This window comes from Acidobacteriaceae bacterium, from assembly GCA_028283655.1.
Classification (GTDB): Bacteria; Acidobacteriota; Terriglobia; order Terriglobales; family Acidobacteriaceae; genus Granulicella.
This window is the reverse complement of record JAPWKE010000003.1, coordinates 3,398,604-3,421,038: the sequence shown is the minus strand read 5'-3', so window position 1 is coordinate 3,421,038 and position 22,435 is coordinate 3,398,604. Positions and strand designations below refer to the sequence as shown.

22 protein-coding genes are annotated in these 22,435 nt (G+C 60.4%); 11 read left to right on the top strand and 11 right to left on the bottom strand.

Features of this window, described 5'->3' with window-relative positions:
- Positions 1-50: 50 nt before the first annotated feature.
- Positions 51-1,211 carry a sensor domain-containing diguanylate cyclase gene (locus tag PW792_16980; GenBank protein MDE1163621.1) on the bottom strand — a complete coding sequence of 387 codons (1,161 nt, stop codon included), beginning with the start codon at positions 1,209-1,211 and terminating at the stop codon, positions 51-53.
- Between the two features lie 146 nt (positions 1,212-1,357).
- On the bottom strand, positions 1,358-2,431 hold the full coding sequence (gene moaA / locus PW792_16975) for a GTP 3',8-cyclase MoaA (protein ID MDE1163620.1): 1,074 nt from the start codon (positions 2,429-2,431) through the stop codon (positions 1,358-1,360).
- 219 nt (positions 2,432-2,650) lie between these two features.
- Between moaA and PW792_16970 the strand changes: the two genes are divergently transcribed.
- Together PW792_16970 and PW792_16965 are read left to right on the top strand one after the other, a co-directional pair.
- Entirely contained in the window at positions 2,651-3,106 is a 456-nt protein-coding gene (locus tag PW792_16970; GenBank protein MDE1163619.1) for a hypothetical protein, read from the top strand.
- Positions 3,107-3,196: 90 nt separating this feature from the next.
- Entirely contained in the window at positions 3,197-3,442 is a 246-nt protein-coding gene (locus tag PW792_16965) for a hypothetical protein (protein MDE1163618.1), read from the top strand.
- A gap of 103 nt (positions 3,443-3,545) precedes the next feature.
- Here the strand turns inward: PW792_16965 and PW792_16960 are convergent, their stop codons facing one another.
- On the bottom strand, positions 3,546-3,836 hold the full coding sequence (locus PW792_16960) for a zinc ribbon domain-containing protein (protein MDE1163617.1): 291 nt from the start codon (positions 3,834-3,836) through the stop codon (positions 3,546-3,548).
- Between the two features lie 66 nt (positions 3,837-3,902).
- On the opposite strand from PW792_16960, the gene PW792_16955 reads away from it, so the two are divergent.
- Positions 3,903-4,070, top strand: a complete 168-nt coding sequence (locus tag PW792_16955; protein MDE1163616.1) for a hypothetical protein — start codon at positions 3,903-3,905, stop codon at positions 4,068-4,070.
- A 98-nt stretch (positions 4,071-4,168) separates the two neighbouring features.
- Here PW792_16955 and PW792_16950 read toward each other — a convergent pair whose 3' ends face one another.
- A complete protein-coding gene (locus PW792_16950) occupies positions 4,169-4,834 on the bottom strand; it encodes a hypothetical protein (protein MDE1163615.1) in 666 nt (221 codons plus the stop codon).
- A 102-nt stretch (positions 4,835-4,936) separates the two neighbouring features.
- Between PW792_16950 and ruvB the strand changes: the two genes are divergently transcribed.
- The 3 genes from ruvB to PW792_16935 all read left to right on the top strand — a co-directional run bounded on the left by ruvB (position 4,937) and on the right by PW792_16935 (position 8,541).
- The gene (gene ruvB, locus PW792_16945) at positions 4,937-6,037 is read left to right on the top strand and encodes a Holliday junction branch migration DNA helicase RuvB (protein MDE1163614.1); all 1,101 of its coding nucleotides are present in this window, start codon (positions 4,937-4,939) and stop codon (positions 6,035-6,037) included.
- A 142-nt stretch (positions 6,038-6,179) separates the two neighbouring features.
- A complete protein-coding gene (locus tag PW792_16940) occupies positions 6,180-6,587 on the top strand; it encodes a cytochrome C (GenBank protein MDE1163613.1) in 408 nt (135 codons plus the stop codon).
- A 265-nt stretch (positions 6,588-6,852) separates the two neighbouring features.
- Complete coding sequence (locus PW792_16935; GenBank protein MDE1163612.1) at positions 6,853-8,541, top strand: DUF5715 family protein; 1,689 nt, start codon at positions 6,853-6,855, stop codon at positions 8,539-8,541.
- A 62-nt stretch (positions 8,542-8,603) separates the two neighbouring features.
- Here the strand turns inward: PW792_16935 and PW792_16930 are convergent, their stop codons facing one another.
- Both PW792_16930 and PW792_16925 read right to left on the bottom strand, forming a co-directional pair.
- Positions 8,604-8,936, bottom strand: coding sequence for a DUF6496 domain-containing protein (locus tag PW792_16930; GenBank protein MDE1163611.1), 333 nt, complete (start codon positions 8,934-8,936; stop codon positions 8,604-8,606).
- A 249-nt stretch (positions 8,937-9,185) separates the two neighbouring features.
- Entirely contained in the window at positions 9,186-10,619 is a 1,434-nt protein-coding gene (locus tag PW792_16925; GenBank protein MDE1163610.1) for a hypothetical protein, read from the bottom strand.
- A gap of 244 nt (positions 10,620-10,863) precedes the next feature.
- On the opposite strand from PW792_16925, the gene PW792_16920 reads away from it, so the two are divergent.
- The gene (locus PW792_16920; protein ID MDE1163609.1) at positions 10,864-11,856 is read left to right on the top strand and encodes a VTT domain-containing protein; all 993 of its coding nucleotides are present in this window, start codon (positions 10,864-10,866) and stop codon (positions 11,854-11,856) included.
- Between the two features lie 5 nt (positions 11,857-11,861).
- On the opposite strand, the gene PW792_16915 is transcribed toward PW792_16920, so the two are convergent.
- Positions 11,862-13,286, bottom strand: a complete 1,425-nt coding sequence (locus tag PW792_16915; GenBank protein ID MDE1163608.1) for an MFS transporter — start codon at positions 13,284-13,286, stop codon at positions 11,862-11,864.
- Between the two features lie 258 nt (positions 13,287-13,544).
- On the opposite strand from PW792_16915, the gene PW792_16910 reads away from it, so the two are divergent.
- A complete protein-coding gene (locus PW792_16910; protein MDE1163607.1) occupies positions 13,545-13,880 on the top strand; it encodes an RcnB family protein in 336 nt (111 codons plus the stop codon).
- A gap of 65 nt (positions 13,881-13,945) precedes the next feature.
- On the opposite strand, the gene gatB is transcribed toward PW792_16910, so the two are convergent.
- Positions 13,946-15,445, bottom strand: a complete 1,500-nt coding sequence (gene gatB, locus PW792_16905) for an Asp-tRNA(Asn)/Glu-tRNA(Gln) amidotransferase subunit GatB (GenBank protein MDE1163606.1) — start codon at positions 15,443-15,445, stop codon at positions 13,946-13,948.
- A 220-nt stretch (positions 15,446-15,665) separates the two neighbouring features.
- On the opposite strand from gatB, the gene folK reads away from it, so the two are divergent.
- Entirely contained in the window at positions 15,666-16,136 is a 471-nt protein-coding gene (gene folK / locus PW792_16900; protein MDE1163605.1) for a 2-amino-4-hydroxy-6-hydroxymethyldihydropteridine diphosphokinase, read from the top strand.
- A gap of 50 nt (positions 16,137-16,186) precedes the next feature.
- Here folK and PW792_16895 read toward each other — a convergent pair whose 3' ends face one another.
- The 3 genes from PW792_16895 to PW792_16885 are packed head-to-tail and all read right to left on the bottom strand — an operon-like array spanning position 16,187 to position 19,830.
- Positions 16,187-16,567, bottom strand: a complete 381-nt coding sequence (locus tag PW792_16895) for a hypothetical protein (GenBank protein MDE1163604.1) — start codon at positions 16,565-16,567, stop codon at positions 16,187-16,189.
- Positions 16,564-18,324, bottom strand: coding sequence for an NAD(P)/FAD-dependent oxidoreductase (locus PW792_16890; protein ID MDE1163603.1), 1,761 nt, complete (start codon positions 18,322-18,324; stop codon positions 16,564-16,566). Before PW792_16890 ends, PW792_16895 begins: the two co-directional genes overlap by 4 nt.
- A gap of 48 nt (positions 18,325-18,372) precedes the next feature.
- Positions 18,373-19,830, bottom strand: a complete 1,458-nt coding sequence (locus PW792_16885) for a DUF2142 domain-containing protein (GenBank protein MDE1163602.1) — start codon at positions 19,828-19,830, stop codon at positions 18,373-18,375.
- A gap of 295 nt (positions 19,831-20,125) precedes the next feature.
- Between PW792_16885 and PW792_16880 the strand changes: the two genes are divergently transcribed.
- Both PW792_16880 and PW792_16875 read left to right on the top strand, forming a co-directional pair.
- Positions 20,126-21,325: an acyltransferase gene (locus PW792_16880; protein MDE1163601.1), complete on the top strand. Its 1,200-nt coding sequence runs from the start codon at positions 20,126-20,128 to the stop codon at positions 21,323-21,325.
- Positions 21,326-21,399: 74 nt separating this feature from the next.
- On the top strand, positions 21,400-22,413 hold the full coding sequence (locus tag PW792_16875) for a UbiA family prenyltransferase (GenBank protein MDE1163600.1): 1,014 nt from the start codon (positions 21,400-21,402) through the stop codon (positions 22,411-22,413).
- The last annotated feature ends 22 nt before the right edge of the window (positions 22,414-22,435 follow it).

The window sequence follows — 22,435 nt, the reverse complement described above, 5'->3', positions numbered from 1 at the left end:
CGGAGAAGTCGTAGGGGCGGAGAAGTGCGGTGCTTCGGCGAAGTGGGGGCTTAGCGGTGGCCGCTGGATTCGTGGCGGGAGGTTCTTGGAGCTACGAACTTCTGAGGAGCGTCGGGGTCGGCTACAGCGATGCAGTCCCGGCCGTCAGCCTTGGCCTTGTACATCATGGTGTCTGAAGCGCGGATGATGTTGTAGAGGTCCTTGCCGTCTTCGGGGAAGGTGGCGAGGCCGAAGCTCGCCTTGATCTGCAGGGCCATGCCCTCGCCAGTGAGGAACTCTGCCGCGATCAGCGTCTCGCGAAGATGCTTCACCAGGTCGGTGGCGTCGACCTTGTTGAGCCCGCGCAGCAGAACGACGAACTCGTCGCCGCCGTAGCGGAAGGCAGCGTGGTCGGGGCCGATGGTGCGCTTCACGAGACTGCCAATCTCCGCCAGCAGACGTGAGCCGACCAGATGGCCGTTGGAGTCGTTCACGCTCTTGAAGTGGTCGAGATCGAAGAAGACCAGCGAGAAGTTCGGGCGGATGGAGAAGACCTGCGGGTCGTTCAGCGTGGCGATCTCGCCCTCAAGCATGGTGTAGAGGTAGCGCGAGTTGAAGAGGCCGGTGCAGTCGTCGGTGATGGAGAGGTGCTGGACGAGTTTGACCTGGCGAGCGTTTTCGAGCGCGATCGCGGTGTAGTCACAGAGCACGCGCAGGAAGCTGACGGCGTTGTCTGGCAGGAGGTCCAGCTTGGAGTTGTGCAGCATGAGCACGCCGAGCGTGCGCTTGCTATGCCGGATGGGCAGGGCGGCGATGGAGTGCAGGTTCAGTTCAGGATGCTCGCGCGAGAAGTCGCGCCAATCGGGGTCGTCCTCGATGTTGGGGATGACGAGCGGGTTGCCGGTCTGGGCGACCCAGCCTGCAATACCTTCGCCCTGCTGGATGCGGAGGTCGGCGAGGACGTCGGTGTCGAGGCCCGAGGAGAGCGCGTAGTAGAGCTCGTTGTTCTTTTCCTCGTCCACCATGAGCAGGGACCACTGCTCAGGGCCGAAGAAACGCTCCATAAGACCGAGGATTTCGCGGAGAAGGGGTTCCAACTCCAGGTTGGAGGTCAGGGCGCGGGCGACGTCGTGAAAAATCTGAAGATCGTCAAAACGCGGTGGGGCAAACGCAGGTTTGTTCTGCTTTCGACCCCCGAAGAGCCGCGGTCCGCGAATAGAGCTGAGTTTCATTACGTGCAATACGCCAGACGGACGTTTTCAATGGTGCGCAGCAGTATTTTCAGGATATCGATAAAAGAAGCAAAAGTTTGCGTTGCATCATGTTTTCTTGTGCAACTGTTCGCTTTGCTTTGTAGTGTGATGCAAAAAACAGGCAATCAGCCGCCTATATGAACCATGGCACGGCCAGGTTTAAGAAAACCAGGTTCCCCGATGTGGTGCCGAGCCTCTTTCTTATCGACGATCTGACGTATCCATATACGCAAATCCTCGTCCGTAGTTCCACGAACGATCCGCCCGGCGAGGTCGTGCTCACTTTGAGAGAAGAGGCAGGTTCTCAACTTGCCATCCGACGTAAGTCGTACGCGCGAGCAGTGCCCGCAGAAGGGCCGCGAAACCGGAGCGATGATGCCGATTTCGCCGACGCCGTCGGCAAAGGTGTAACGACGAGCGGTTTCGGCGAGGTGGTTTGCAGGCAAGGCGCGCAGAGGCTGCACCTTCTCAAGTCGAGCGACGATCTCGTCGTGGGTGACGACGACGTCGGGGGACCAGCGGCGGCCACTGTTCAACTGGTCGTCGGCTTCTTCGAGAGGCATGAACTCGATGAAGCGAACGATGACGCCTTCGCGGCGAGAGAACTCGGCGAAGCCTTCGATCTGGTCGTCGTTGAAGCCGCGGAGGAGCACGCAGTTGACCTTGACGTCGGTGAAGCCTGCGTCCTGCGCGGCGCGAATGCCAGCGCGGACCTTGTCAAAGCCGTCGGAGACTCGGGTGATGCGGGCGAAGGCATCGGGCTCCACGGCGTCCATGGAGACGGTGACGCGGGTGAGGCCGGCAGCCTTGAGTTCCTTCGCCATAGGGGCGAGCATGTGTCCGTTGGTGGTGAGGGCGAGGTCGAGTGGCTGGTCGGGACGGAAAGTGGGCCGCAGCTTGGCGACCTGGGCGATGAGATCGGTTAACCCTCGGCGCATCAATGGTTCGCCACCGGTGAAACGCACCTTTTCGATGCCGAGATCAACGAACAGACGCACCATGTGCAGGTACGTTTCAAGACTGAGCTCGCTGTAGAGAGCACCCGTCTCGCCGGTACGGCAGTAGACGCAACGATAGTTACAACGGTCCGTGACGGAGAGGCGCAGATCGGTGATCGCACGGCCCAACCCATCTCGCAGAGGGCGTTCCAGAGAGACTGGTGTCTCGTAATACCCCGGCACTGTAACGGAAGTAACCATGTAAGTATCTGAATTTAGATGAGAAAAATGTGGACTCGTTGCCTGAGATTGTCCATACTTCTTCTACGTCCTTCTCAGAGTACCGCGTCTGTCCCAAAAGACGCATCCCATACAAAAGTACGCGAGAAGCACGGGAACGGTCCCTACTGAGTTATTCGCGATGGATTATCCCCCATCCGGGCCCACAGTTGTAGTTTGCCCCTTTGAGGTGGTTTTCCTATGGTTACTCCAACCGATCTTTCGATCTGGTTGAATCAGCAGGCTTGGCCCATCGCGATTATTGCGGCCATCGTGCTCTTCACCTACGTTGCGCTTAAGCTTTCCTCTCGAAAGCGAATCCAGACGCTCGCCAAACAGCGCGAGGGCGTCACCGACCACACGTTTGCCGAATTCCTGGCACAGTATGGCTTTGACCAGACGCTTTCGGCGTCCACGTTTCGCTACCTGCAACAGGTGCAGAACGTCGGTTTTCCGATTCTGCCCACCGATATGCTTGATGAAGACCTGGGCCTGGGCCACGATGACGTGGAGCAGACGGTGCGTGATTTAACAGAGGCGCTGGGACGCGAGCGTCACCCCGGCCTTTTGCAGACTCCGCTGACGACCGTGGAGGACCTGATCCGCCTGCTGCAGGCTTCGCCGCGCGCGGTAAAAGGCAAGGCGTCTGCGGCCTGAGATCATTGTTGGCGAGTCCGGTTCCTTTTGGGCCCGCACAACCTCTTCGGATTCAAGCAACTCTCAACAGGTTGAGCTATGATGCACGTCATGAAGTTGAAGAAGAAGTTCCGCGAGATCGGCGACACAATGGAAGAAGCGCTCGGCCATAAGCGTGAGAGCCATGTGCTGCGCAACATTGGGTATGCCACTGCAGGCGTCACAGTTGTGGCCCTGGGCCTGGTCGTAGGCCGCGAACTGCGCGACCGCTACAAGTTCAACCGCCGCACACCGTATGACTTCTACGCCCACTCGGGCGACCAGATGCAGGATGTAGAGTTCGGCGTCGGCATTTAGCTGAGGGTTTAGGGAACAGGGTTTAGATAAACGGAAGGGACCAGAGGTGATCCTCTGGTCCCTTCCGTTGTTTGATTTGAGTTATCTGCTTGGCTCGTGCTTCCTACGATTTTTCGGGGGTGGAAGCGGGTGCCGCCGGAGCGCTGGGACTGGCGCTGGAGGAAGAAGACTCGCTCGAAGTGCTGGAGGAGGAACCGCCGGAAGAAGGCTTCTTGGTGGACGAGTAGAGGTCCTTGTACCAGCCGCCTCCGGCAAACTGCACAGCAGGCGCGTTCAGCACCTTCTCCAGATGGCCGCCACACTTGGGGCACTCGGTTAGCGGTTCGTCAGAAAACTTCTGGATCTTCTCCAGACGCTGATGGCAGCTCTCGCACTCGTATTCATAAAGCGGCATGATTGGTTCCTTCGACTACTTCGTTCGCTTTCTAGGATATCTGGTCTGGCAGGGAGTGGTGGGGTTTTGGGATTTGTGGCCGATGCCGGGGCTGAAGCCCCGCTTCAGGAGGCCTGCGCGGATGGTGGCCTGAAGGCCACCTCTACCCCCGGAGGAACGACGGCAGAGGCTCATTCGGTGGGCCGGTGGCGGAGTTTGAGCCTGGTGGAGGCCGATCTCTTTGAGGGAATCTGAGGGGAGAAGCTCTGAGAGGTTGGTGCTCGACGCGACGGCTGAGAGATAGTTCTTTCGGAACGGGCTGGGTTGAGCTCCTACGGTGTTGCTTTGGCGGCTCAGAGCGCGACGGTTTTGCGCTTGCCGGGCCTGGGGGTGTGGCCCGGGGCTTCGTGCTCCACGGTCGCCGGGGTGTGGCGGGTGGGCTGCTTCCAGAGCAGACGAAAGAGAGCGTCGAGTTCTTTCGCCTCAGGAGAGCTTTGGTCGTAGACGCGATGGCCTTGCCCAAGAGAGTCGGCGGCGTGGCGCAGCAGCGGCAGGCGCGCCGGGATGACGATGGCTGCCGAGCCGAAGTAGCGGAAGTCGTAACTCAGCAGCGTGCGGGCGTTCTTGTAGTACGGGTAACTGCCGATGTCGCGCGCGAGGTACGCCGGGTCGTTGTGCAACGGTGTTCTGCCTGAGTGGGCGAGCCGGGCGTTCTGCTGGTGGAACTCGTAGATGCAGTCCGGCCGCGTGGTGAACTGCGAGCCAGTGGCGTAGTACTCGCGGGGTTCGAGGGCGCGGTCGACGACGGCGGCGTAGAGGACCGCCAGCAACGGATAGCCTTCATTCGCGTGGAGCGCCTGGCTGGTGATGCCGAGGATGCGGTCGCCGGGTTCGGCCGTGCGGCGAATAGCCGGTTTGCAGATGGAGAGCGAGAGGAGAGGCTCTTCGCCATCCTGAGGCGGCGGCGCACAGGGCGCTCCGCCGCGGTCTGACGTCAGCTTGTAGAGGTAGGTCCGCATCGCAGCCAGACCAGTGTCGCACCTCTGGATTCGGCAGATGAGGCGGAAAGATCGCGAACATTTGTATTCGACCTCTCTTCGCCGTATGCTCGCCTTAAGACCATGGCATCCGGCTTCAATCCGAACTCTCCCTTCGCAGGCAAAAAGAAGGCGCTCGACCTGAACGGTGGCGGCGCGCAGGCGGCGGCGGAACGCCTTGTTTCCGCAGGGCGGCAGAGCGATGACGAAGACGCTGTCGAGCTGAAGCTGCGGCCGAAACGGTTGGCGGAGTTTATCGGGCAGTCGAAGGCCAAGGAGCAACTGGCGATTGCGCTGGCGGCGGCGAGAGCGCGTGGCGAGGCGCTGGACCATGTGCTGCTCTTCGGGCCTCCGGGGCTGGGCAAGACGACGCTGGCGACGATTATCGCGAACGAACTGGATGTGGCGTACCAGCAGACCTCCGGTCCGGCGCTACAGATTCAGGGTGACCTGACGGCGATTCTGACGAACCTGCGCGAACGGCAGGTGTTGTTTCTGGACGAGATCCACCGCCTGCAACCGGTGCTGGAGGAGAAGCTCTACACGGCGCTCGAGGACTACCAGATGGACATCATCATCGGGCAGGGGCCGTCGGCGCGTACGCATACGCTGGAGATTCGTCCGTTTACGTTTGTGGCGGCGACGACGCGGCCCGGCCTGCTGAGTTCGCCGCTGCGCTCGCGCTTCGGCATTCTGCTGCGGCTGGAGTTCTACACCGACGACGAGTTGCGGTTCATCGTGGAGCGTTCGGCCGAGGTGCTCGGCGTGCCGATCGATACGGACGGTGCGGCGGAGATTGCGATGCGTTCGCGCGGGACACCGCGTATCGCCAACCGCTTGCTGCGGCGCGTGCGCGATTACGCCGAGGTGAAGGCGAGCGGGCACATTGACCGCGCGACGGCTGTGGCCGCGCTGAACATGCTTGAGGTCGATTCGCATGGCTTTGATGAGTTGGATCGCCGGCTGCTGCGCACGATCATCGAAAAGTACGACGGTGGCCCGGTGGGTCTGAACACGCTTGCCGCCGCGCTGGCCGAAGAGCAGGACGCGCTGGAAGAGGTTTACGAGCCGTTCCTGATCCAGATCGGGTTTCTGGACCGCACGCCGCGCGGACGCGTGGCGACGCGGCTGGCGTATGAGCATCTGGGGCTTGAGATGCCGCGGAAGAACACGCTTTTCTCGTAACGTTGCTGCCGCAGTAGCGACAAACGGTGTTCATCGCGGCAAGATACATGACAAGCGGCGCGTCTCAGGCTATTCTCCGAAGAACACCGCAAAACTTTTGGGCTCACAGAACGTTTCATCCACCAGGGAGACTTGCCGCAAAATGCATCGCTCGCTCTTCGCCATCGTTGCTGTCGCCGCCACCACTGCTGCTGCCGTTCTTGCGGCCTCGCAGCCCACACCCGTCGCTGCGCAGGTGAATCCCGCCACGCCGGAGTTCTACACGCAACAGGTTAAGCCAATCCTTGTGGCGAACTGCTACAAGTGCCACTCGGGGATGAACCATCGCGGCGGGCTTTCCGTGGACACCAAAGCTGGCCTGATGAAGGGTGGCAAGGACGGTGCCGTGCTGATTCCAGGGGACGTGAACTCCATGATCATCAAACTGATTCGCCACGAAGGCCCGGCCGATGACCCCATGCCGATGCCTCCCAAGAGCAAGATCTCAGACGCCGATATCGCCACCGTGACCGCGTGGGTGAAGGCTGGCGCGATGATGCCGAGCGAGTAACGGCAACGGCGCAACAGATTGCATGAAGGCCGCTCTTCTTTCGAGAGCGGCCTTTGTTTTTCGGAAGCCTTCTCTGGGGAAGAAGGTTTGCTTCTTCGAGCGACAATTTGGGACGAAGAGGATGCGCGCGCGAACAACTGTTCGATGCGGTGAAAACCTAAGCGACCTCTGCTCCCCAAATGGGGCGACGAACCCGAATCGGTACTATCGCGGGGAGATAAGCGGCGATAGCCTGAAAAAGCTCTGGTGAGCCTTCGCGGCCGCCTTGAAAATTAAGACAATGCATCTGCCCAAGCGAGCTGTTCAGAACGCCGGGAAGACGACGCGCCCTGTTGCGCTGCGAGCTTCCGCCGCCGTTTCCGTTGCGCTGCTGCTGGTGTGGCTGCTCGGGCCCCCTGCCGTTCTGGCGATGTCGCGCTCCAGCCGCCCACATACCCGCTCCGTTGCACAGGAGCAGGAGCCTTCGCCGTCGCGTGCGCATGGCCGGAAACATGCCAGCAAGAGCACGACCAAGGGCCGCGTCTCCTCCTCCAGGACCGAAAAGAAGACAGCACACAAACCTGCCGAGCAGGCCCGCGCCAAGTCAAAGTCCAAACATCACTCGCACGAAGAGCAAGTCGATGATCCGGTCGAGATGAAGCGGGCTCACGGTGGACGCAAAAGCAAGGCCAGCGCGCAGCGCGAAGTGGCCGACGCAAAGCCTTCCAAGAGCCGCCATGAAGTTCCGACGCGTGGACGCCACAGCTCCGAGCGCCACGAAGAGGTCGCTTCGACTTCGCACAGCAAGGAAAGCGGCAGACCGGAGACGCATCACGCGGCAGCGAAGACCGAAGTCGCTGAAGCTGCGACTGCAGAGAAGGCCCCGACACGCAAGCTCACGACAGACGATTTCATTCGCGCTATCAAAGGCTCCCCCACCACGAAGGGTTCCACGACAACCGCCTACGCGCAGGGCGAGTCGCATCCGGATGAGATGGATGAGACACAGCCGACCGACACAGCCGCGCAGAGCGTTGTGGTGGTGAAGCCCGCGCCTGCAAGGCGGACCGTTGCGGCGAACGCGCAGGTTTCGGCGTCTCCGGCTGCGGCGAAGCCAGAGCCTGCAGTGCTTTCAGAAGCTTCACGCGTCGATGGGTTTGGCGCAGAGGGTGCGGCCGCTCCGAAGCACCGCACGCTGGCGCGCACCATGGCGAAGCACCATAATGATCCGCTGGTGAAGGATTCTCCTGCGCCGGAACCTGCCCCGGTTCCCACGGCAGAAGAGACGGCCGTGATCACCGACGAGGTGGTGAAGCCGCAGGTGATGCCTGCGCTTTACACGCGGGGTGGACGACTGATCATGCCGGCTCCGTTGAAGGGCTCGCATGAGATTCTGGTGCACCAGAACGAGATGGCCGACGCCGCTGGTTTGGAGCGTCTGCGCAATGATGACGATTTGGATGACGCAATCGCTACGCACAAACTCGTTCGTCTGCCCGAAACAGAGTCGCTGCACGTCAACGACGATCTGCCCGTACACCGCCGGTATGCGCGGCCCTGGACGGTCCGCTTTGCGGTGGAGACCGCGAAGGCCTATGAGTCGCGCTTCGGCGTAGGCCTGCAGGTGAACTCGGCTGTCCGCACGATCAGCTACCAGCTTCGCCTGCAACATACCAACGGCAACGCAGCTTCCGTGGAAGGCGATACGGCTTCGCCACATCTGACGGGGCAGGCGATCGACTTTGGCAAGCGCGGCATGAGCAAAGCGCAACTGGCCTGGATGCGTGCGTATCTGCTGCCGTTGATGCAGGCCGGCAAGATCGATGTCGAGGAAGAGTTCCAGCAGGCGTGCTTCCACGTCAGCGTCTATCGCTCGTACTACAGCGCCCCCAAGCACCGGGCACCGCAGATGGAGACGGCAGCGGTTCGTCGTGCGGCGCGTGCGCAGGCCGACGATTCGGCCGACGACCAGTAAGCTTTCCTCTGCTCTCTACAACGAACGACGCGGCCATCTGGTCGCGTCGTTCGCATTGGTGGCTACTTCTTTCTTGGCGCGGGTGGTACTTTCTTCCCCGCTTTGCGGGCTTCGCTCAGGCCGATTGCGATTGCCTGCTTGCGGCTCGTTACCTTCTTGCCGGAGCCGCTCTTCAATGTTCCGCGGTTGAACTCGCGCATCTCCGTCTCGACGTTCTTGCTGGCGGCCGTGCTGTATTTGCGCGCGGTGGTTTTTTTCGCAGCTTTCTTTGGCGCGGCCTTGCGGGCCGTGGTGGTTTTTTTCGCAGTCGCTTTCTTTGCCGTCGACTTCTTCGCGGCTTTTTTCGTCACGGATTTCTTTGCGGCCCTCTTCGTTGCCGCCTTCTTGGTTGCCATTGGATGAACCCTCCCGACAACGTAGGAGTGCGACGAGGGAGGTCGCGTTGCATCTTTGTGAGGCTTGTTGTGTTTTGGAGGTGTTGTCGGTTGTCGGTTGTCGGTTGTCGGTTGTCGGTTGTCGGTTGTCGGTTGTCGGTTGTCGGTTGTCGGTTGTCGGTTGTCGGTTGTCGGTTAGTGATCGTTGTGGCTGGGCGAAGCTGTCAAGCGCACACGGAAGGAGGCTGTGGCGGGAAGTGGCCACAGCCTTTAGCGTTTGCGGCGCGAGCGAGCGAGCAAGGCCAAACCAACACCCGCCGCGGCTGCGATGCCTGCATAGATGGCCGTGTAGTAGAGCCAGCCGTGGGTGCGGCGAAGCTCGCCGCGCTGCCAGGCGTCATGCGTGAGGCGGAGATCGTCGGCCAGACCGGGGATCGTGATCTTGCTGAAGTCTGCGGTTGGCAGAGAGCCGAAGATGCGCTCTGGTTGGGGCAGAGCACCGGCCCGGTCCTTGGGGATGGCTGCCATCATGGCGTTGACTTCGGCGTCCTGCGGGTCGTCGAAGAGCGAAGCGTCAGCGGTGTTGGGGAAGAGCGTGACGGACCCGGTCATCTTCTGCTCGATCGCGGAGACGCCATCCTGGCAGACGCCGAGAGCGTAGTAGCCACCGAAGGGCAGCGTGGGGCGCTGCGCGTGCTGGCGCATGTAGGCCACGGTGAGAAGGCCCGCGAGGCGCGTGACCTCAACAGCCTGCGCGCCGGTGTATGTGTGCGCGGCGCGTTTGAGCACCCACTGCTGGTCCAGCGTGTCCATGGTGCGCCACTCGCTCTTGCCGTCGATACCGAAGTAGTAGCTGATGTCGGCGTTGATCTTTGGGCCGCGCACCTGCCACTCATACTCTGCGTGCGAAACAGGGATGAGCAGAGGGCGGGGCTTTTGCAGCAGTCCACCGGTGCCCGGCACGGCGATCTGCGTGTTCACCCAGAAGGGCATCATCACGTCGTTGCCGCGGAAGTGGAAGTGACCGAAGTTGGCGAAGTAGCGTGCGTCGATGACGGTGACCGTGTGGCCACTCTGCTGCAACGCTTCCATCAACTGCTCGGGTGAGGTAGCGGCCAACTTGCCGTCGTTGAGCGCGGCGGAGAACGAACGCGCTCCTTCAAAGCCGTTGAGCGCAAGGCGGTTGAGCACATCGGCGAGCCTCTGCGACTCGGCGTGCTCCGGGGCCAGATGGTTGGGGCCGTCGCCACGCACGACGCCTGCGCCGAGGTCGCTGACGAGGCCGTCGATGGTGAAGCCGGAGAGAGTAGAGGAGGCGTCGAGCGAAACCTGATGCCCGCGACCGAGCATGTAGGGGCCGAGATCAATGAACTGGCGCTCCTGGTCCTGCGAGAGCTGGGGCGGAGCCGAGCCCGGGTGGACGGCGCTCAGGCCTTCGAGCTTTTCGCTCTTGCCGGCAAAGTGGCTGACGACGACTACGGTGGGGTTGACCTCCCGCATCGTCCAGCCGGGGAAGCGGTCAAGCCCGCTCCAGTCGCGGCCCAGAATGCGTTTGCGAAGCTCGTCGGCGAGCTTTGGAGTCAGATAAGCCGGGCCCTTCTTGCCGCCCTCATTGATCTGCGCGACGAGCTGTTCGACGAGCTGCGGATGCTCGGTGGTCAACTGCCGCATCATCGAGCTCAGGAGCACCGTGTTCGCAGGCATTGGAGTTTCCGGGGGCGTGTATCGCATTGTGTGGCATCCTGCCAACAGAAGCAAAGTGGCAGAGGCGGCGAGTCGACTTGAGCGCATACCCTCTTTGGACAAAATACTGTTTGCTCCGGTTGCTGCTGTACGAGCATCTTATAGCTACCGACTTTGATTCCACGCACGACCCGCTTGTTGCATTGCCAGCTCCACGCATCTAGGTTCTATAAACGCAGGCTCCAGGTATAAGAAGGGCTCCTTAGTGAACGCCGCAGCAGGCCTCACCTACACCGGCATCTATCTCGCCGTATTCTGCGAACAGCTCTGCCTGCCCGTGCCAGCGGCGCTGGCGCTGATGTCTGCCGGGGCGCTGGCCGCACAGGGTGACCACCATCTGAACATTGCCCTGGTGCTTGCGGGCAGCATTCTTGCTTCACTGTGCGCGGACGGCATCTGGTTCTGGATGGGGCGGCGGTGGGGCAGCCGGATTATCCGTGTCCTGTGCTCCTTCACCGCAGACCCGCGACGGACGCGACAACGCGCACGCGCCACCTTCGACCAGTGGGGAACACGGCTGCTGGTGGTTGCCAAGTTTCTGCCGGGCATCAATGGGGTCTCGCCGCCGCTGGCCGGGGTTGAAGGCATTACAGTCTCCAGCTTCGCGCTCTACGATGGGCTAGGAGCCGCGCTGTGGGCGGGCGCTTACATTCTCCTTGGCTTTCTCTTCGCCACTCAGATTGAGTTTGCCCTGCGCTTTCTCGGGCAGCTCGGCACGCTGATTCTTGTGCTGGCGGGCGTTCCGATTGCCGTCTATGCGCTGTGGCGTGTGGTGCAGTTGCTGCGCGTGCTGCGCCATCTGCGGCTGCATCGCATCTCGGCGGAGGCGCTGAGCGCGCGGCTGGGACGCGGCGAAGCGATCGCCGTCTTCGATCTGCTGAACTTCGAGGCCCGCGAGGGCGCGCTGCCAGGGATTCCCGGCGCACTGCGCGTGGACCCCGAACGCCTGCGCAACGCGCCGACGCTGGTGGTGCCGGGAGAGATCAGCATCGTGCTCTACTGCTCATCGCGCAATGATCTGGCGAGCGCCCGCGTGGCTCGCGTGCTGGAGAAACGCCTGCACACCACCAACGTGTGGGTGCTGGAGGGCGGACTCGATGCGTGGAGCGAGCTGGGGCTGCCGACGACGCTAGACCTGGCGACGCGCGAAGAGATGGCGCATCGCTTCGGTGTGGAGCTGTCACCGGAGATGCACTAGACGCGTTAGGACTCCAGCAGTGCCTTGACGCCGGTGACACTGGCGCGTGACCACGCGGTGTTCGACACCGCACCCGCTGCCAGAACCAGCACACCACTCGCTAACATCGCCCACCAGACGGGATGCGTGCTGCGCGCGAAGTCTGCGTGGTGCTGCTTCGCCATTACGATGACAGTGCCTGCCACGGCGACTCCAAGCGCGGCGCCGACCTGTCTGCCGGTGGAAGCGATCGCCGCAGCCACACCTGCCTGCGAGAGTGGCATCCCCGCCACGGCGGTGTTGGAGATTGCCGGGTTCACCATGCCGAGACCGATGCCAAACAGCACGTACGACACCAGCAGCACGGGCAGCGGCATGGCGTCCGAAAGACGGACGAGGATGAGCATGGAACCGATGAACGATAGCCCCGAGATCACCAGCGGAGGAAGCGGTCCACGCGCCGCGACGAGCCTGCCGGAGAGCGGTGCCGCTACGAGCATCGCCACGGCAAGCGGAAGAGTACAGAGGCCGGTGTGCAGCGCCGAAAGCCCGCGAGCCTGCTGCAGGTAGAGCGCGTTGAGGAAGAGGAAGCCCGCGAACGAAGCGAACGCGGTCAACGCAATGACTGTGGCCGAAGAGAAGGGCACGCTGCGGAAGAAGCGGAGGTCGAGCATCGGTTCCCGCCGGTGCGCTTCATGCCAGAGAAAGGCCACAAACAGCAGAGCCGAAACAACCAGCATCGTGATGGTCGAGGCTGAACCCCAGCCTGTACGCGGGCTATCGATGACGGCGTAGGTGAGCAGGGTGAGAAACGCCAGCACCAGCAACTGGCCCAAGGGATCCGGACGGCGCGGCTTGGGAGAACGCGACTCCGGCACGTACTTCACCGCAAGCAGAATGGCCAGGATGGCGATCGGCAGGTTGACCCAGAAGATGGCACGCCAGCCGACGATCTCCGTAAGAATGCCGCCCAGCAACGGTCCTACGCCGAGTGACACACCAGCGACCGCTCCCCAGACACCGACCGCGCGGGCACGGGCTTTTGGCTCTGTGAAGACGTTGGCGATGATCGAGAGCGCGACTGGGTTCATCATGGACGCGCCAACTCCCTGCAAGGCGCGGAAGGCGATGAGCGCATGAATGTTAGGCGCAAAACTGCAGAGCAACGAACCCACGGCGAAGGTCGACATGCCAATGAGGAAGACCCTGCGCCGTCCGTAGCGATCGCTCAGAGAGCCGCACAGCATCAGGAGGCTCGCCACCACCAGCGTGTAGCTGTCGATAATCCACTGCAACTGCGCGACCGTCGCATGAAGCTCGTGCTGGATCACCGGCAGAGCCACGTTCACGATGGTGACGTCCATGCCCGTGAGCAGAAGGCTCATGCAGCAGATGGCAAGGACGGCGTTGGGATGAACGCCAGAAGGGGATTTCGTGCTGACTGCGGACAAAGGGAGTGGGTCTCCTGCGAAACGGCTACTTCTGGCTAGACGCTGCAGGAGGAAGAGAAGATTCCGGCAGAGCGATGGCGCACCGTGATCGCCAACCTTCTTGCATACGTTGCTGGGGTATATTGACGTTGTAAAAATTTTCTTCCCATGAAAACTCCACGGGCTCCATATACATCTAAACAAGAGTAGTTCCGGGTCGGGAGCAGTACTTCCGGCGCGTACAAGATTAAGTTCGCCCAGAATTCAGGAGAGCAGGAAATGAAACTCAGCAAGATTTTGACCGCAGGCGCGGTCGCATTCTCCCTGGCATTGAGCGCTGCCCCCTCGTTGGCGCAGCACCATGACGATCACGGCCACGATGATTTTCACGGCCATGGCGGCCCGCCGCATGGCTATGTGCACCATGACAACTGGCACCGTGGCTATCGTATGGCACCGAATGACTGGGGTCGTGGTCGCCGTATCGACTACCGCGCCTACCATCTTGCTCCGCCGCGTCGCGGCTATGAGTGGCGCGAAGTGGACGGCAACTACGTGATGGCCGCAGTCGCAACAGGCATCATCGCCAGCACGATCATCGCAACCTCGCGCTAAGCGCAGGCAGTAAAAAGCGGCAGAGCCTTCTGACTCTGCCGCTTTTAGTTTGTCTGGATGTTGCTCTATGCCGCGTCAAGCTTCTTGATTACGAGTTCGTTCAGCAGCGCGGGGTTGGCCTGCCCCTTGGAGGCTTTCATCACCTGGCCGACGAAGAACGCGCTGACCGTACGCTTGCCACCCTTGAACTGAGCGACCTGCGCGGGGTTGGCGGCAATCACGTCGTCGATCATCTTCTCGATAGCCGAGGTGTCCGTGATCTGCTGGGGCTTGTCGCGGTCGTAGATGTAGGCGAAGTCACGGCCTTCGGTGAAGCAGGTGTCGAGCAACTGCTTGAGCTGCTTCGAGCTGATCGCTCCGCCTTCGGTAAGGTCTGCGGCCAGCACGAGGCCTTCGAGCGAAACGGGCGACTGGCCAAGCTCGATCTCTGCCGCACGCAGACGCATGGTGATCTCGCTGAGCAGGATGGAGGCGACGCGCTTCGGGTTCTTCGAGAGACGGGCTGCGGCCTGGAAGAAGTCGCCAAGTTCGCGGTCGGTCGTCAGCGTGGCGGCGTCCTGCGGGTTCAGGGCGTACTCAGTCTGCAGGCGCTCGCGACGAGCTTCGGGAAGCTCCGGCAGGTCTGCCAGAATGGCCTTCAGCCATGCCTCGCCAACGACCAGCGCGGGAAGATCAGGCTCCGGGAAGTAGCGGTAATCGTGGGCTTCTTCCTTCGAACGCATCGAGTAGGTGCGACCCTCGGCGTTGTTCCAGAGGCGCGACTCCTGGACGACGCGACCACCGTCTTCGATCACACCGATCTGGCGCTCGATCTCAAACTCTACCGCCGAACGGATGTAGCGGAAGGAGTTCACGTTCTTCACTTCGGCCTTGGTGCCGTACGCGGCAGCGCCGCGGGCTTCCCAATCCGACTTCAGCATGACGCTGACGTTGGCGTCGCAGCGCAGCGAACCTTCTTCCATGTTGCAGTCGCTGACGCCGGTGTAGAGCAGGATTTCCTTGAGCTTGGTGAGGTACTCGAAGACCTCATCGGCCGAGCGGAGATCGGGCTCGCTGACGATTTCAATCAGCGGTGTGCCGCAGCGGTTGAGGTCGATGTAGGTGCGGCGCGCGGAGTCGGCAAAGCCGTCGTGGATGCTCTTGCCCGCGTCCTCTTCCATGTGGATGCGCGTGATGCCGATGGTCTTCGGTTGGCCGTCAGCGTCGGAGACGATCATCGAGCCGAACTCGGAGAGCGGCTTGTCGAACTGCGAGATCTGGTAGCCCTTGGGCGAGTCCGGATAGAAGTAGTTCTTGCGGGCGAAGACCGAACGCTCGTTGATGGTGCAGCCCAGAGCCTTCGAAGCGAGCACGGCAAACTCCACCGCCTGGCGGTTCAACACAGGCAGCGCGCCGGGCAGACCCAGGCACGTGGGGCAGGTGTGCGTGTTGGGATCACCACCGTACTCGTTCTTGCAGCCGCAGAAGGCTTTCGTCTTCGTCAGCAACTGACAGTGGACTTCGAGACCGATAACGGCCTGGTACTTGGCGAGAACCTCAGGAGAAAGACCTGCGACAGCGGACATAAGCCTGATTTTATCAATCAGATTGCGTCTGCGGGACGCATCTGGATTAGCCGCGCCTCCAAGGAAGGTCCGTTGGAGAGAGGGCGCCTCAGGGGCTGAGGCCCCTGGTCCTGGGCTGCAAATGTCATGGCTAAAGCCATGACCTACCGTTTGTGCCTCATGGTGCGGCTGCCGGGGGGCTGGATACGTCCGGGGGAAGCGATGCTCTACACTGCACAGGATGCTTGCCGCAATCGCCCTCGGCTCCAACCTTAGCAGTCCGTTTGGCCCGCCGGAAGACAATGTCCGAGAAGCGTTCAGCCGCCTGCGCGCTCTGGGAACCGTCGTGGCGACGTCGTCGCTCTACCGCACAGAGCCCGTCGGCTACCTCGACCAGCCCGAGTTCTTCAACGCGGCCGCGCTGCTCGATACGGAGCTCTCCCCGCTCGTGCTGTTGCGGGAGCTGCTGGCTCTCGAGCACAGCTTTGGGCGCGATCGCTCAGCAAACGCCATCAGCAAAGGCCCACGCACGCTCGACCTCGACCTGCTGCTCTATGGGCAGGAGGTGCTCGCAGATCCTGAACTCACGCTGCCGCATCCGGCGATGCACGAACGCCGTTTCGTGCTGGAGCCACTTGCAGAGATCGCTCCGGATTTCGTCCATCCAACGCTGGGCAAGACGATCCGCGAGCTTTTGGAGTTACAGACATAACAAGAAGAGGCTGCCCGCAGGCAGCCTCTTCTTCGCTTCGTGCAGGACGTCTAGCGCAGCGTGATGGCGCTCTGTGTTCCCGCCGCGTCGTGATACACGATCTTCTTCGCATCCATCGACTCCACCGTGATCGGCAGCTTCTTCAGAAGCGTCGCCACCGGAGCGTCGACCATGCAGGCGACCCAGTGCAGGCACTGAATCTGCTTAGGAACGCCGACGTGGTTGTTCTGCTGAATCAGCGCGATGTGCATCGGCGGATTGTCGTTCTCGAGGTAGACCTCGTTGTTGAAGTTGATGAAGACCTGCGCGCCTTCTTCTTCGATACCGTTATGCGTCACCTTCGCCAGCGGGTCGCGCACATAAAGCTGGTCGCGCTTGACCACGATGAAAACAACAAGCACCAAAACAACTAAGGCAAAAATCCACTTCATCGTGACTCTCCTGTTGCCTGCTTCTTGTCCTTCTCTTCGTGATATTCCTGCTCGGTGTTGATATCCCACAACGAGCGCTTGTCCACCTGGCCGGCAGCGATGCCGTCGACCACAGCCATCGCCGTCAGCATGGAGTGGTCCTGATTGTTGTACTTGTGCATACCATTGCGACCGACGAGGAAGAGGTTCTCAAAGCCGTCCGTCCAGTTACGCAGCTCATCAAAGCGCGAGTAGGTTCCGAAGTACGCAGGGTAGGTCTTCGGCACGCGCACGACGTGGCCGTCGAGCACGTCTGCTGTCTTCAGGATGCCGATCTTCTCCAGCTCTCCGGCAGCAAACTTCTTCAGCTCTTCGTCAGGCATCGCCCACAGGGGGTCCGTCTCGTAGCAAAAGTACTCGAGCCCGATCCAGACCTTGCCCGGCTCGCTGACCATGTAGGGACTCCAGTTGTTGAAGACCTGAAGGCGACCCAGCAGTACGTCCGGTTCCTGGATGTAGATCCAGGTGTCTTTGATCAGGCCGCCGTCCGGCTCCTGCACGCTGAGCTTGTTGGCGAGGATGCCGACCGTGACGAAGTCGCGATACTGCAGGCCATCGCTGACCTCTTTCACGTTCTCCGGCACCTGTGCGCCACCTGCTTCGAGTGCCCAAGTAAGCTCTTTCATCGGCATCGTGGAGATGTAGTAATCGCCAGCAAAGATGCGGCGTTCGCCCGCTTCGTTCACGGCTTCCACGCCTGTGACCTGTCCGTTACGACTCAGCAGACGATCAACCTTCCAGCCCATCTCGATCGTTCCGCCTGCTGCGACGATCTTGTCGGCAACGTGCTCCCAGAGCTGGCCGGGGCCGAACTTGGGATAGAGGAAGCGTTCGATCAGCGATGTGTCCGTCTTCTTCTGGGCAACGTCGGTGGAACCTTCCTTCGGCTTGCCGCTGAAGGCTTTCTTGACGAAGTGCTTCAGCGCCGTGGTGAGCGAAAGGCCCTTGATGCGCTGTGCGCCCCACTCCGCCGAAATCTCGTGGCAGGGAACACCCCACACCTTCTCCGTATAGCTCTTGAAGAACGTCTGGTAGAGCTCGCGACCGAAGCGGTTGATAAGAAAGTCTTCGAGGCTCTTCTCCTGCTTGATAGGCGCAACGCGCGAGGAGATATAGCTGACACCGATCTTCGCCATGCGCACCGGGCCAAGGTTTTCGATCGTATTTCTGCTGAGGTTGATTGGGTAATCGAAGAAGCGGCGCAGGTAGTAGATGCGGCTCTTGCGCGGGCGCACCAGCATGACCAGGTCGTTGGACTCGGGCTCATGCGTTTCGATCACGAGGGTCTCGGTCGCGGGCAGGGCTTCGCCGGTCGCGTCAAGCGGAATATCGTTGGCGTCGGTCTCCGTGGTGACGGAGAGCGGGCCCATGCCGCGCAGCGGCGGGTGCTCCGGAGAGGAGGAGGGCACCTCGATCTTGCGCTGCTTGCCCTGGTAGCTGATCTCGACGGCCTGCGAGAGGCCGGTCGGGGCGTCCGCAGAGTCGACGTCCGGGGGCATGAGGTCCATCCACCATTGCATCACGCGGTCCGACTTCGAGAAGAAGCGGTGGCCGCCAATGTCCATGCGGTTGCCCTTGTAGCGGATCGTGCGCGAAATGCCGCCGATCTCCTGCGATGCCTCAAGGATCACGGGCACGACGTCCGTCTTGCGCAGAAACTCCAACGCTGCGGTCAGCCCTGCGGGACCAGCGCCAATAATTACAACCTTCTTCACGATGAAGTTCTCATCCTCTGCGCGATGCGCGTGCTAAGTCTTTGCGATGCTTTAGCGGAGCAGATGCCCCATGGCAGAAGCCAAGCCTGTGCCATAGAACCGATGCGCCGCGATGAACGGCGTAGAAAACACGCCGACAAGGAACAGCACTATCGATGGTACATACAACCGCGCCCAACGTTCCTCTATTTGCGCCTTGGAGTCCTTCCCGAGGAGGAGGAGAGCGAACGGAATCAGAGGCAGATAGTAGCGGGATTGAAGACCGTTGACAGCATGAGAAGCCACCGGGTTCCACATAAGGTAAGCCGCCAGACTTACGCCAAACATGATCGCAAACAATACTGTCGCCACCAGCAGGCGTCCTGCCAGCGTTCGCAGAGCTTGCCCACGATGCAAAAAGAGCACGCCCAGCGCACCTAAAAACAGCAACATATAGACCGCACGAGGCGGAAACGCATCATTCATTCCAATGACAAAGACGCCTTTTGCGGCCAACCCCGGCGCAGCCTTCAACGTTCCAATGACGATCCACGACAGCCCCTGCAGAGGATGGGACTTGAGGAACGCAAGCTGCACGGCAGGGTCAGAGCCCTGCTGCTTGAAGACCTCGACAGCAAGAATTGCGTGATGCCAAAGAAGGGTGACCAGCAACGCCAACCCGATAGCGATAGACGGTGCGAGGAAACGCTTTGCGCGTGCTGATTGAGACTCCAGCACGGGAAGAAACAGCGCAAACAGCAGAAGAACGTAGGGCGTACGGTCACCAATGCAAAGCAGCAGCGCCAAAGTGGTCACAAGCAACTCCAAAAGCGTCTGCGTTCTTCTTTCCGCCAACGCTCTGGAAAGCAATGCCATCGCCAGCGAAGCAAGCGAAAAAAGCATGGCGTCCTGTGCGCAGGACGCGTTCAGGCTCAGTACTGTGGGCAGGAGCAACAGGCAAAACAGGGCAGGGCGCCACCCCGCCGAGGCAAGCCGCAGTGCAAACCACCCCAGCGCGATTGCACAGAGGGCTACGATCAGCCGAGCCAGCCGCAAGGAATTGAGCACCGAAAGCTGGGCGTGCTGCCCAAGCATCCAGCCCGCAAGCTGCGGCAAATAAAGCGTTGGCGGGTAAATCGCTACGTTCTGGAAGTTCGTGAAGGTCGACGTGGAAGACCAGCGCGCTGCAGCCTGCTGCCGAACCGTTTCCTCCGAGAAACGTCCATCAGGATACTGGCTCGCTTTGCTATACGTGCTCATCAGATGGCTCAACACCGCGTTCGTCGGTGCTGCCAGAGCGAGTACACCGTCATTCACCCGACCACCAACCCCCTGGGACGAGGGCTGAATCTCCCATTGTCCCTGGGCTATAACGAGCGCGCGCTCAGCATGATGCTCTTCGTCGGGAACATAAAACGCCGGGGTCAGCAGGCTAAGTAGTAGCGTCACGACCAGAGCGATCGCCAGATAGAGTTCCGGCAGATGACGGCCGCCTCGCAGCACAGAGGTAGATGGGGTCTCGCGCGTCAAAACTTTCTCGATTCCATGAGGTTGCTGAGCCAGCTCAGCATCACATTGTTGCTGAATATAGCGGGATTGTATCTTTCGCTTTGACTATCGCAATAGGCAAACTGCGCCACGATGTTGCTGTTGAATCACAATGCCCTGCGGCAGAACACTACCCCATTCGCCGTATCTCAAAAATCATGGCAAATGGATATCATAGGAAACATAACCACTGCTTCCCGGCTCACTGGGGTTCGCCCACTTCCGAGGCTCTGCTTCTACAGCTCCTGTTTCCCATTTGCCCCTGGAGTTCCACCCTATGAGCAGTCTCTCCGCGACGTTCCTTCCAGCAGAGCCTGACAACGCGCGCCCCGAGACCGAACCCAGATCGAAAGACTCCAGCCGCAGCGACCGGGATCGCGTCGGCTATCTTCCCAGTCTGGATGGCTGGCGCGCCATTGCGATTAGCGCCGTGTTGCTTGACCACTCGGCAGTGCTGCCGTGGCGCTTTGCACGTCATCATTTGCAGAATAAAGGCGCCGACGGCGTGTGGCTCTTCTTCGCCATCAGCGGACTATTGATCTGCTCTAGACTGCTGAACGAAGAGAAGCGCAACGGGAAGATTTCGCTGCCAAATTTCTACATACGCCGAAGCTTCCGTATTTTTCCAGCCTCCTTCACTTTTCTGGCCATATTGCTGGGGCTGGAAGCTCTGAAGATTATCCCGCTCAACCACTCGGCCTGGCTTTCGGCACTGCTCTTTTGCCGCAACTACTGGTCTTACTTCATGCAATCAGGGGATTCTGGGACATGGTTCACAAGCCACTTCTGGTCTCTCGCGGTCGAAGAACACTTTTATCTTTTTTTTCCAACGTTGCTGGTGCTTTTCCCTCGCGCACGACACGCCGTTATTGCAACTCTCGCGGCTTTTTTCCTCGGCTGGAGCGTCTTCTACATGGCGACTCACCCACCAGCTACGCGTAATATCTTCTGGAACCAACGCACAGAGTTTTGCTTGTTTGGTCTTCTCGTCCCTGCGCTTTGCGCCCTCATCCTAGACCGAGGAGAGACCAGGAAATATGCGACAAAGTACCTACATGTGGTTCCGCTCTTGCTGCTCTCGGCCATCGTTCTTTTCCTGCAAGACCGCTTTAACCACAACGGTATCCCGTCGCTCGCCGAAGCTATAATTTTCCCTCTTTTGCTACTCAGCACCAGCCTACATCCAGAAAACTGGCTAACGAGGATGCTGGAGACCGCTCCATTTCGTTTCATCGGACGTATTTCTTATAGCCTCTATCTCTGGCAAATACTCTTCCTTACGCGCTCGATCACCTATCCAGGGCGTATCCATACACTGCAAAGCCCGATCACTGAAATAGGTTGCGCTGTGCTCTGCGCATTGGCCAGCTTTTATTTCATCGAAACCCCTATGATCGCCTTCGGTAAGCGATTTGTGCGAGGAGGACGACAATCGGCTCTGTCATTGTCCACACTCCCTCTGCCGTCTGACCACTGATGTGCAAAAGAAAGACTTTATTCTTTCGGTACAATCTATCCATCTTCTACAAGAGAATAATCAGGTGAGAGTTAATGGCTGAATCAGCAATCCCCAGTGTCTCGTTTTCAGAGCGCCTTCGGGCACATCTGGCGATTGCACGCCTGGATCACTCCATTAAGAACCTCTTCGTGCTGCCGGGGGTCATCGTCCCGCTCAGTACAGGAGCTGTTGTCTTTAGCAGCCACATGCTGTGGCAACTGGTGATCGCGTTCGTCGCAATTACTCTCGTTGCCTGCTCCAATTACGTGATCAACGAAGTGCTCGACGCTCCGTTTGACCGACTCCACCCGATCAAGAAGAACCGTCCTGCAGCACGCGGTCTGGTGAACGTTCCGCTGGCTTACGTTCAGTGGCTTGCCATGATGCTGGTCGGCGTTGGCATTGGATGGTTCTTCATCGGCCACATGTTCGCGCTGGTTGCTATCGTCCTCTGGATGATGGGTTGCCTCTATAACTTCCCGCCAGTACGTACCAAGGACGTCCCGTACCTCGACGTGCTGACTGAGAGCGTCAACAACCCGCTGCGCATGCTGCTCGGCTGGTATGCCGTTACCGTGCTCGTGCCGCCCGTTTCTCTGCTCGTGGCCTACTGGATGATCGGCTGCTACTTCATGGGGCTCAAGCGGTTTAGCGAGCTCAACGAAATTGGTGATCGCACCCTCGCCGGCAACTACCGTGCTTCGTTCAAGCACTACACGCCGGAGTCGCTGCTCGTCTCCGTCTGCTTCTATGCGTCGACTGCGATGCTCTTCCTCGGCGCGTTCATCATGCGCTACCGCATCGAACTCGTCCTTGGCTTCCCATTCATCGCATTCACCATGGCCATCTATCTGAAGCTGGCGTTCAAGGCCGAGTCCGCCGTGCAGAACCCCGAGAAGCTTTACAAAGAGCCGCTGCTGATGGGCTCGTTTGCTGCAACGGTGCTGGTGATGGTCGTGCTTCTCTTCACGCGTATGCCGAAGCTCGAAGAGTTCTTTTCGCCGACGATTCCGCAAGCGACAGTCGCAGCCTCTGCGCCTGTCGTACCGGCAACCCCGCAACTCTAAGCGCAAGGCACCCCAACAGACG